This window comes from Thermosipho globiformans, from assembly GCF_003990895.1.
GTDB classification, from domain to species: domain Bacteria; phylum Thermotogota; class Thermotogae; order Thermotogales; family Fervidobacteriaceae; genus Thermosipho; species Thermosipho japonicus.
Window position 1 is genome coordinate 219,125 of the sequence record NZ_BHXD01000002.1, and the last position, 11,303, is coordinate 230,427.

Below are 11,303 nucleotides of genomic sequence, written 5' to 3' on the forward strand. Positions count from 1 at the left end.
GTTTTTGAACAATAAAAAAATGGAGGAATAAATATGGAAAAGAAGATTAGCAGTAAAGAGATATTTAAAGGTTTTCTATTACATGTAAAAAAGGATGAAGTGATGCTAGAAAATGGCAGAAAAAGTTTTAGAGAATATGTTTTACATCCAGGTGCAGTTGCAGTTGTTCCAATTTTGGACGATAATAAAGTTGTGCTTGTAAAACAATTTAGATACCCTATTGGTAAAGAGCTTTTGGAAATTCCGGCAGGAAAATTTGATTTTAAAGGTGAAGATCCACTAGAATGTGCCAAAAGAGAATTAAAAGAAGAAACTGGTTTTGTTGCAAAAGATTACCTTTATTTGGGATATATTCACACAACTCCGGGATTTTCAAATGAAGTTATACACCTTTATCTTGCAAGAGATCTTGAAAGTGGTCAGTCAAATCCAGATGAGGATGAAATAATTGATGTTGAAATAGAGGATTTTAATACTGTTTTGCAGAAATGTATAAATGGTGAAATTACAGATGCTAAAACTATAGCAGGTATTTTTAAAGCATATTTTATATTAAGGAGTGAAAATAATGGTTAGGCTAAATGTTAATGGGAACTTAGAAACATTTGAATCTTCAAAATACAAAAATTTTGGAGAACTTTTAGATGAAATTGTAAAAAAATACAAAGGAATGGTGTTAAAAGAAGTAAAGGTTAATGATAAAGATGTTCCAATAAATAGAATTGATGAACTTAGAGATGCAATTTTAGATGAAGATTTAGAAATAAGCGTTCAATTTGTCCCGTTACAAGAGTTTTTTATATCAACATTAGCGGATGTGGTAGATTATATATCTAACATAGAAAAACTTCTTGAGAAAGTTTCTTCTAATGTTTTAGTTGGTGAAAGTGAAGGGTTTAATAATATTAAAGATTTGGCTGAAGGAATCTCAGCTATGGAAAATTTAAGAGTTAATTCTATAAAAATGACGGGATATGCACCCTCTGATTTTGAAAATAATATTGATGAAAAACAGATTACCGAAATACTCACAGACTTTGTTACAGCTTTAGAAACTAGGGATTTAATAGAATTATCCGATCTTCTTGAGGAAAAAATTCCGCTTGTATTGGAATATTATAGAAATTATTTTATGAATGTATTAAATGTATTAAAACAGAATAATTAAAGGAAGGTGAAACAATGGATTATACAGAACAAATGGTAAAAACCGCAAGTCCAGCAAAATTAATAGAGATGTTGTATCAAAGAGCAGTAGAACTTTTGGATATGGCAGAAAGAGATGTTAAAAATAAAGAGTATGTAAAAGCAAATGAAGAAATTCAAAAATGTCAGGATATTATTACTGAGTTAAACCTGTCTTTGGATCTTGAAAAAGGTGGAGAAATTGCAAAAAATTTAAGAGCATTGTATACCTATATGTTTAAAACTCTTGTTGAAGCAAATACGAAGAAAGATGTTGAAAAGATTAGAGAGGTGAGAGGTTATTTAAGTGAGCTTCTTGAAACATGGAGAGAGGCAATGAAAAATGTCGGTAATACTGCAAGTAAAGTTCCTGATCCAAATAGGCCAAGATTGAATGTGAGCCTGTAAAAAGGAGTGAAGCCATATGAAATTACTTTCCAATTTGTTTTTTGTGGGGGCAACAATAGTTTTTTTGATTTCTATAATATTTTTTGAGATAGGACTTAGAGCGATGAGAAGAGAAAATGAGAAAAAGACAAAAGAAAGTAATAGATTAGGGATAAGATTTTTGATTTTGAGTGGAATTTTATTTGGACTTTCCGGATTGACAGCATTTTTTGTGTAGAGTAAAAAATGGAGCGCATTTTGCGCTCCATTTTACTTACATAAGATGAACAATTATACCACTCTTTAATTTTGGTTCAAACCACGTTGATTTTGGTGGCATTATTTTTCCTTCATCTGCTACTTGAAGCAGTTCTTCTATTGACGTTGGATAAAGAGCAAATGCAACTGTATATTCTCCACTGTCAACTAGTCTTTGAAGCTCTTCAACTCCTTTAATACCTCCAACGAAATTAATCCTTTTATCAGTTCTTGGATTTTCAATTCCAAGAATTGGATTTAAAAGATTATCTTGCAAGATTGCAACATCTAAGGAAGATACTACATCATTTTTATCAAATGTTCCTTCCTTTGCACTTAGCTTGTACCATTTTCCATCTAGATACATTCCAAATTCATGTTTCTTTTCAGGCTTGAATGGAGAGTTTGGAGCATCTTCGATGTCAAATTTTTCTGAAACTTTCTTTAAAAATTCTTCTTTGGAATTTCCGTTTAAATCTTTAACTACTCTGTTATAGTCAAGAATGTGAAGTTGACTGTGTGGAAATAATACTGCTAGGAAGAAGTTGTATTCTTCTTCCCCGGTGTGATTTGGATTTTCTTTTGCAAGTTCTTCAGCAGCTCTTGCAGCAGCTGCAGCTCTGTGGTGACCATCTGCTATGTAAAAAGCATCTACACTTTTGAATGCATCAACGATTTCTTTTATTTCATTTTCGTCTTTTACTACCCATAAAGTGTGGTGTATGCCACTTTCATCGGTGTAATCATATTCTGGCTCTTTTGTAGTGTGTTTAATGATTAATTGATCTATTTCTGGTCTTGAGCGGTACATTAGAAATACTGGTCCAGTGTGTGCTTGCATTAATTTGACGTGTCTTGCCCTTTCGTCTTCTTTATCTTTTCTAGTAAGTTCATGTTTTTTTATTTTTCCTTCTCTATATTCTTGGGTTGAAAAGGTTGCGTATATACCTATCTGTGAATATCCTTTCCATTCTTCTTTATAAACATAGATAGCTGGTTTGTCTTCAAGAATCATAACTCCTTCTTTTTGAAAGTTTTCTAAAACTTCTTTACCTTTTAGTATTACTTCATCTGAGTGTGTGTCAACTTCTCCATCAAAGTTTATTTCTGGTCTTGTAACTTTGTAAAATGTATAAGGATTTCTTTCGGCTTCTTTTCTGGCTTCTTCAGTTGAAACTACGTCGTATGGTTTTGCAGCAACTTTATCTATCATATCTTTTCTTGGTCTTAATCCTCTAAATGGCCTTACTACCATTTTTCTACCCCCTTTGTAATTTTTTTCAAAATCATTTTAACATATGGGAATATGGCTTTCAATTTTAAAAAAAGCTAAAATAAAATAATGAGTTATCCATATCACTTGAATCCTTTTTTATGCTTTTTTATAATCAAAAAAAGGTCCTAGTTTTCAACTAGGACCATCCAAATTTTATATCTTTCCCTCTTGTACCAAATAGCATGCAACATAATGATTGTTTCCTATATCTTTTAGTTGAGGGTGTGGTTCATTTTTACATTTTTCCGTCCTAAATGGACACCTATCGTAGAATCTACAGCGAGGGGGTGGATCTATTGGTTTGCTAACGCTACCAATTATATTTGGTTCATCTTTTTTATGTTCAGGATCAGGTACTGGCACTGCTGTAAGAAGTGCCCTTGTATATGGATGCATTGGATTAAAGAGTAACTCTTCTGTTTCAGCATATTCTACTATTTTTCCTAGATACATTACTGCAATTTTATCACACATGTATCTTGCCACGGCAAAATCATGAGTGATGTATAAATAGCTCATGTTGTATTTTTCTTGCAAATCCATTAATAGGTTCATAACTCCTGTTCTAACAGATACATCAAGCATTGAAGTTGGTTCATCTGCTACTATAAATGTTGGGTTTAGTACCAGAGCTCTAGCTATTGCTACTCTTTGCCTTTGACCACCCGAAAGCTCATGGGGATATCTCCATAGAAAACTTGAAGGTGGTGTAAGGCCAACATCTTGAAGCAATTTTAAAACTTTTTCTTCTCTTTCTTTTAAATTTCCAATATTGTGGATGTTAAGTGGTTCAGCAATAATATCAAAAATTGTCATTCTTGGATTTAGTGATTCATACGGATCCTGAAAAATCATTTGTACCTTTTTATGATATTCAAGCTTTGATTCATATTCACTAATTTCTTTTCCATCGATATAGACTTTTCCGTCGGTTGGTTTTTCAAGACCAACTATAACTTTTCCAGTTGTAGTTTTTCCACATCCGGATTCACCAACAAGCCCAAGTGATTTTCCTCTTTTTATTTCAAAAGATACATCATCAACTGCATGCACATAATGTTTTACACGAGAAAAAAGACCTCTATCTGCAGCAAAGTACTTTTTTAGATTTTCAATTTTTAAAATTGTATCAGTTTTATAGATTGTTTTTTGCATTATCTCTCACCTCTTTTGTTAATGGATACCAACATGCAACATAATGACCTTTTTCAATTTCCCTGTACTGGGGTTCTTCTTCTTTACATTTTTCTGTTGCAAAGGGACACCTTGGAGCAAATCTACATCCTTTTGGAGGATTTAAAAGATTTGGAGGTTCTCCTGGAATAGTTAAAAGTTTTTTCTTTTCTCCAATTGTACTTGGAAATGCGTTCATCAATAAGAAGGTGTAAGGGTGCATTGGATTTTTAAAAATTGTAATTGAATCTGCAAGTTCTACAAATTTTCCTGCATACATGACAGCTATTTTATCACTAACTTCGGCGATTACGGCTATATCATGAGAGATATAAATCATTGCCATATTAAGTTTTTCTTGAATTTTTTTCATTTCTTTTAGTATTTTATCTTGGACTATAACATCCAATGCAGTTGTTGGTTCATCTGCAATTATTACTTTTGGATCACAAGATAAGGCAAGTGCAATTACTGCTCTTTGCTTCATTCCACCACTGTATTGATGTGGGTATTGTTCCATTCTTTTTGGGTCAAGACCTACCAGTTCAAATAATTCTGCGACTTTTTCTTTGGCTTCATCTATTGTTTTTTCTGGATAATGTGTTAGTATAGCCTCGACAATTTGATCACCTACTTTGTATACAGGGTTTAATGAATTCATTGCGGCTTGGAAAACCATTGCAAGACCTTTCCATCTATATTTCCTCATTTCATTTTCTGGTAATGAAACTAAGTCTACCTTTTTTCCGTTATCATTTTCAAAGAAGACATTACCACCTCTGAATTCTCCATTTTCTGGAAGGAGTCTTAACATTGTCATAGAAACGGAGGTTTTTCCACAACCAGATTCACCAACTATTCCTAAACTTTCGCCTCTATCTAAAGTGAAACTGATTCCATCAACCGCTTTTACATATCCCATTTTTGTTTTATAGTGCATTTTTAAATCTTTAACTTCTAATAATGCCACGTAAATCACCTCTTTCTAAGTCTTGGATTTACAATTTCTTCCAGACCTCTACCCAAGAAATAAAACCCTGAGCAGAATATTGTGATTATTAAACCGGCTGGAACCCATAACCACCAGTATGAACCTATATTGCCAGATGATAGATAACCAGAAGTCCAAGCGGTATTTATCATAATACCCCAGCTAATTCTTATTCTTAGAAGTCCAAAGAAACTCAAAGAAGCTTCTGAAAAAACTGCTCCTGTGACATTAAACATCATGTAGAGAAAAGAAAGTGGCATAACATTAGGAATTATATGGTTAAAGATAATATATCTGTTTGAAGCTCCGGCAACTTTTGCAGCTTCTATGTAAGGTTTTACTTTAATTGTAAGTGCCTGAGCTTTTATAACCAATGTAATTCCTCCAAAACCACCTAAAAGTCCAAGAATTAGAGCTAGCCAGAAAAGATTGAGTTTGAAAAATCCAGAAAGTACTATTAAGAATGCAATACCAGGGAATAACAACATTAAATCTGCAAGTCTCATGAAAAAAGTATCAATAAAACCACCATAATAAGCAGCAGTTGTTCCAATAATGGTACCTATAGTTACGGTAATAATTGCTGCTAAGAAACCAAGCATAAATTCACTTGGTGTACTTCTCCAAAGTTGCATGAATATATCTCTACCACCAGGATCTGTACCAAGTATGTGCCATCTGTTTGGTGGTAAAGGATGTTGTATACCTAGCTTAGATGCAAGAGCAAGATCGTTATAAATGCTTACAACTAGTTCTTTTGCTTCTTTTTCAGATAAATTGAGCGGTTGATTTAGATAATTCAGTGCTTCTTTTAAGTCATTACTTGAAGCCAAAATATCTGAATATTTTTCTTCCCAGTATTTTCTACTATTTTCAGATAAATTATTTGTATATTCTTTTATGATTTGCGAAAGGATAGTTTTTGAAATTATCTTATCTTCACTATTGGTTAATAACTTTATATGGTTTGTTACTGGTAAATGATTCTTTAATTTTTCAACAATATCTATTCTTCTATAATTAGCATCACCAGCACTTTCTAAATTTTCAACTATAAGATCAAAGTGTTTTGTGTTATATGTTGCAAGTGCTAGAAGGTTTATCATTGGATCATCCAATGCAGGAATAAGTTTTGTAAAGTCTAATGACAAATATATTTTTGGAATATTGATCATGTTTAATGGAATATTGGTTATTTTACTTACAACTGATAACATGTAGGTTCTTGAATTTGCAACAATTTTAAATAGATTTTCTTGTTTTTTCCTAAAGCTTTCAAGTATTTGTGGATAATCAAAAAGATTATCTTCTAATTTTGCTTTAATACTCGGAGAAAGATCAAAGGTTATAATTGCAAGGTTTATTCCAGAAAGATTGTCAAGGAGTTTTGCTGGTTCTTTTAAATTAAATTCGAGAGATAATTTTGAAAATTCTTTTGAAAGTTCTTCAAAATATTTAGTTATTCTGTTTTTATTAGATTCTTTGTTTTCTACAACACTGAGATCAGGAATTTTAGAAATTGCAAAATCTAATAGATTTTCATACTTTGTATTTTTAAACATTTTAATTGTTTCATCATAATTATTGTTAATTTTTGATAATGTAAGAATATCAACTAAAGTATTAAATACAGTTGCTTTAGCAAGATCAACTATGGGTATTTTTTCAAATTCTATTGTTGATTCAAGATCAGATTGATTTGAAACGGATATTTGAACATCGATTATTTTTTCTTTTGCAAGGTTAGAAATAGCTTTGTAAATTTTATTTTGTGCTTCTTTGATCTCTTCATTGGAATATTCTTTGTTGAGTAATTTTTTAAAGAGTTCTCTTTTATCCTTTCCAGCAGCAATTTTAATCCATAGTGAAATAGTTGAAATTTCTTTTTCGCCCTTGTATGGTGATAATGCGCTTGCCAGAGTTTCTATATCTAATTTTTCAAGCAATTTTTTAAATGAAGTTAAAGAGAATTTTTTTCTATCACCTATTTCAATTACTTGTGCAATAGGCTTTATTGCTATTAAATCATGTTCAGCTAATTGATTTACTTGAGTTTGAAATCTTATTCTTTCTTTCATAGGAAAGTAATTATCAACAATCGAATCAAGTACGTGCCTAAAAGCTTGTGCATAATCTAAATTTACGAATTTTCTTTGTGCTTGATCTATTTTTTGTTCTATCTGCTTTTTAAATTCTTCCCCTTGATCTAAGAAAGAATATGTAAATATTATTGACGGAGGAATTTCTATTCCTTTTATAACATTTTGTGGTGACATGTATTTTGAAATGTATGATATATCATGGATTCTAGGATCTGTCCCAGTAACTGGATTGTATATACTGTGGTCAACAAATTGCCAGGCAATTGGGTAGGAAATTGCAAAAAGACCAAATATTATAATAATGCTTAAACCAAAAACCCCCATCTTATTTTCTTTAAATAGTTCCCAATTCTTTTTAAAATTCTTTAAAAATAACTTTATTTTTATTTTGGTGATTGATTCATTTGCCATCTGCTTCACCCCTTCAATATCTGATTCTAGGATCTAGGATTGCGTATAAAATATCGGCTACCAAATGAGCAACTAAAATAAACACGCCTGTAAAGGTAAGGCAGCCCATAGCAAGTGGGGTATCTTGAACAAGTGTTGCATTTAAGAGTGTAAGTCCCATACCTTTCCAAGAAAACATAGTTTCAGTTATAACACCACCACTTACTGTTGAGGCGAGAGATAATACAAAACTTGTAACGAGTGGTAAAAGTGCGGTTCTTGCCGCATGCTTGTCTCTTACGACTTTGTCTGGAAGACCTTTTGCTTTTGCAGTTGTAATATAATCTTCTTTTATAATTTCAAGCATTGTATCCCTCATCACTAACATGCTTCCTGCAAAACCAAGAATGGTAAGAGATATAACCGGAAGAACAACATGGTATATAATATCGAGCGCATAATAGCCATATCCATTAAAAAGCCAATATAATAATACTAATATAATTCCCGAAAGCGATATCGAAAGTACTGATATATTTTTAGCTTTTTTTGTTTTCATAAAGGAAGCAATAATTATACCAACTACCCAGAAGGCGACTAAAACAAAAGCACTTAGCAATAATCGTATAAACACATCTTGAGTTGAGAAGCTAACATTTAGCCATTTTGATGGTTCTATAAAACCACTTAACGGGAAAATACCTAATACAACACCAAATAACCATATCATAATTAACATAAAGAATGGTGTAAATATTGTCCAAAATACAATTCCAACAAATGTTGCGACTTTATCTGAAATACCTCCTCTTTTCCAAGCTATTCTTTTTCCAAGATTGTATCCCAAGATATATGAAGATAAAGTTGTCATTAAAAATAGAAAAACTGTTCTTGGAAGTCTTTCTGCAATTATATCTTCGACTCTTTTCGGATATTCTGAAAAAGAAATTCCAAGTTCAAGATTAAAGAAATTTCTCATATGTTTTGCATATTTAACATACCACGGGTCATCAACACCGAATAATCTTTTTATTTTTTCCATCATTTCAGGTTGTTTCATTATTTTTGGGTCCAAAAATTTTGATGTGTAATCTCCAGGCATAGCAAGGAATATAAAGAAAACAACGGTAACATATATAATGAGTAATATTAGCATTTGATACAGTCTATTTCTAATAAATTTGAATAGTCCAGGTAGTGGAAGTGAAAATAAGTACAATACTATTGAAAGTAAATAATTAAATCTTGGGCTAAAAATGAATAAATACTTGAAATTAAAAAAGGCTGAAAAGTAGAGAATTAATGTAATAATTAAAAATACATAGTGATGGATCTTTTTTGTGTTAGATGCAGTGATTATAATTCCTAAAAGTGGAAGAATTAATCCAAAAGCAATTTTAGATGAAAAAAATAGCGTAATTATGAACAATATTCCTACTATAAGCTGTATCGAAAGTTTTGTCTTCATTTTCACCTCTCCTTTTTGTTAAAATAGCCCCCCTCAACGAGGGGGCGAGAAACTATTTTACTTTCATAACATTTTCTGGGAAGCCATTGTAATTTTGAATACCATCAAGAATGTCTGTATATGGGAATGCTATGCTATCTCTATACGCTTCATATATTGGAGTTGTAAAGAGGATAATGTAAGGAAGATCTTCTGCAAGAAGTTCTTGTGCAGCCTTAATTGCTTCAACTGCTTCATCAAAGCTATCTGCCATTTCAAATTCTTCAACAAGCGCATCAAATTCTGGATTGTTGTATCCTGGTGTATTGAATCCTTCTGGTGCCATTTGATCTGATGCCCAGAAACTCTTGAAATATGTTGGAACTCTTCCTATACCCCAACCCAACATGTACATATCGAAATCAACTTCATCAAATGCCCTTGTAACTATTTCATTAAAGTCTGTAAGTTTTACGTCGATTGGAATTCCTAAATCTTTTGCCCATTGTTCTATGTAAATAGCTGTGGTTGCTCTCATAGGATCGTATTCTCCGGATGGAGAGAGAAGTTCAAGGTCTGGAACATAATTTCCATCTGGTCCTTTTAATCCTTTACCTTTTTTGACTACTGGGTTTGCGGTGTTATTTAAGTCAAGAATTGGTTCTTGATCCCAGCTAAATCCAGCTTTTTTCAAAAGTTCTATTGCAAGTTGGTATCTTTCGCCTCTTGAGAGTCCTTCGCCTATTGTTTTGACATCAGAATTGTACCAGAATGTATTTGCGGGTGGAACAGGAGTTGCAAGAGGAATTGCTTTTCCTTGCAATACCCTATTACATATATAATCTCTATCTATTAATGCTGCAATTGCTTGTCTGAATTCTTTAATATTGAATGGGAATTTTCTTAAGTTAAATGCTAAATATCTAAAGCCTAATGAAGGATTAACTGTAAGTTTTATGCCAGGTACACCTTTTAGTGATTCAAATTCACCTGATGTTAATCCATTTGGATTTAAAACAAAATCAACATCACCTTTTTGGAGTGCCTGAAGTGCCACTGATTTGTTTCCATAGATCCTGTAAATTATTTTATCTACGTAAGGTCCATTTTCGACAGTTAGCTTTACATTGCCTTCTGGAGAAGGATTTACACTTGTCCATTTATAACCAGAATTTGGATTTTCAATGACAAATCCTCCATTTTCATAGAAAATGCTTTTTTCACCTTGGGCCCAATAGAAATCTTTATCAACTTCTCTTTTTACTTCAACGAATGCACCTTTTTCGATCTTTCCAAGATTCAATGCAGTGATTCCTGGATCTACAACTTCTTGACTTAATAGCCAGTTAACAGGATTTTCCTGTTCTTTAGCTTTTTCTACGTATGGTTCCCAGAAATTTTTTGAGACTATAGCTGTCATGAGTGTATCATAGTAAATTGTCATTGTTTTCTTTTCTTCAAAGTAGAATTTTACTGTCCATGGATCAATTTTTTCAACTTTCTTAGGTTCATATGCACCGGTCCAGTTTCCACCGGGGATTTGCATTTCTTGGATGGTGTTGTATGTAAAAACAACATCGTCTGCGGTAAATGGTGAGCCATCGCTCCATCTTAAATCTTTTCTTAGTTTTACGGTTACTGTATACATTCCGTTTTCTTCAACAATTTTTGGAATTTCAGCTGCTGCGGATGGGATTAACATTCCATCTTTATTCATTCCAAGGAGTGATGGATATTTCCAAAGCTGAATATAAAAATTCCATGCTGATGAACCTGAGCCAAGTAAGTTCCAGATATTTGTGGTTGTGATATCTTCTAGTAATGCATAGTTTACTACTGTTTCAGCAAAAATAAATAATGATAACAAAATAGTTAAGAATACGAACAAACGTTTCATAAAACGACCCCCTCCTTTATGAAAGTGTAATAAAAAATACCTTTTTGTAACAACGCAACTATTATTATCACCCTGGCCAATGTAAAAATTATTTTTCAATCAATCTAATCATTTTAGGATGAGCAGAAAGCGTGTCTATTAACATTGTTAACTGCTGACCTAGTAACATATATGTAATCTGTGCCTTTAGCGTCCTT

General features: G+C 32.3%; 10 protein-coding genes. 4 read left to right on the forward strand and 6 right to left on the reverse strand.

Features of this window, described 5'->3' with window-relative positions; translation table 11 throughout:
• The first annotated feature begins 33 nt into the window (after positions 1-33).
• Genes EO083_RS03090 through EO083_RS03105 form a run of 4 tightly spaced genes read left to right on the forward strand, consistent with a single transcriptional unit; the run spans position 34 to position 1,810 of the window.
• The gene (locus EO083_RS03090) at positions 34-576 is read left to right on the forward strand and encodes an NUDIX domain-containing protein (protein ID WP_126992725.1); all 543 of its coding nucleotides are present in this window, start codon (positions 34-36) and stop codon (positions 574-576) included.
• Positions 569-1,168 carry a DUF8042 domain-containing protein gene (locus EO083_RS03095; protein WP_126992726.1) on the forward strand — a complete coding sequence of 200 codons (600 nt, stop codon included), beginning with the start codon at positions 569-571 and terminating at the stop codon, positions 1,166-1,168. Before EO083_RS03090 ends, EO083_RS03095 begins: the two co-directional genes overlap by 8 nt.
• Before the next feature lie 14 nt (positions 1,169-1,182).
• On the forward strand, positions 1,183-1,593 hold the full coding sequence (gene fliS, locus EO083_RS03100; protein WP_012580199.1) for a flagellar export chaperone FliS: 411 nt from the start codon (positions 1,183-1,185) through the stop codon (positions 1,591-1,593).
• A 16-nt stretch (positions 1,594-1,609) separates the two neighbouring features.
• Entirely contained in the window at positions 1,610-1,810 is a 201-nt protein-coding gene (locus EO083_RS03105; RefSeq protein WP_126992727.1) for a hypothetical protein, read from the forward strand.
• Between the two features lie 36 nt (positions 1,811-1,846).
• On the opposite strand, the gene EO083_RS03110 is transcribed toward EO083_RS03105, so the two are convergent.
• The 6 genes from EO083_RS03110 to EO083_RS03135 all read right to left on the reverse strand — a co-directional run bounded on the left by EO083_RS03110 (position 1,847) and on the right by EO083_RS03135 (position 11,106).
• Complete coding sequence (locus EO083_RS03110; protein WP_126992728.1) at positions 1,847-3,085, reverse strand: DUF1015 domain-containing protein; 1,239 nt, start codon at positions 3,083-3,085, stop codon at positions 1,847-1,849.
• A 174-nt stretch (positions 3,086-3,259) separates the two neighbouring features.
• Complete coding sequence (locus tag EO083_RS03115; protein WP_126992729.1) at positions 3,260-4,261, reverse strand: ABC transporter ATP-binding protein; 1,002 nt, start codon at positions 4,259-4,261, stop codon at positions 3,260-3,262.
• A complete protein-coding gene (locus tag EO083_RS03120) occupies positions 4,242-5,249 on the reverse strand; it encodes an ABC transporter ATP-binding protein (protein WP_126992730.1) in 1,008 nt (335 codons plus the stop codon). The genes EO083_RS03115 and EO083_RS03120 overlap by 20 nt, the downstream gene beginning before the upstream one ends.
• A gap of 5 nt (positions 5,250-5,254) precedes the next feature.
• Positions 5,255-7,783, reverse strand: coding sequence for an ABC transporter permease (locus EO083_RS03125; protein WP_126992731.1), 2,529 nt, complete (start codon positions 7,781-7,783; stop codon positions 5,255-5,257).
• Between the two features lie 13 nt (positions 7,784-7,796).
• Positions 7,797-9,230 carry an ABC transporter permease gene (locus EO083_RS03130; protein WP_126992732.1) on the reverse strand — a complete coding sequence of 478 codons (1,434 nt, stop codon included), beginning with the start codon at positions 9,228-9,230 and terminating at the stop codon, positions 7,797-7,799.
• 52 nt (positions 9,231-9,282) lie between these two features.
• Positions 9,283-11,106 (reverse strand): ABC transporter substrate-binding protein, encoded by a 1,824-nt coding sequence (locus tag EO083_RS03135; protein ID WP_126992733.1) that lies wholly within the window; start codon positions 11,104-11,106, stop codon positions 9,283-9,285.
• Positions 11,107-11,303: the final 197 nt, after the last annotated feature.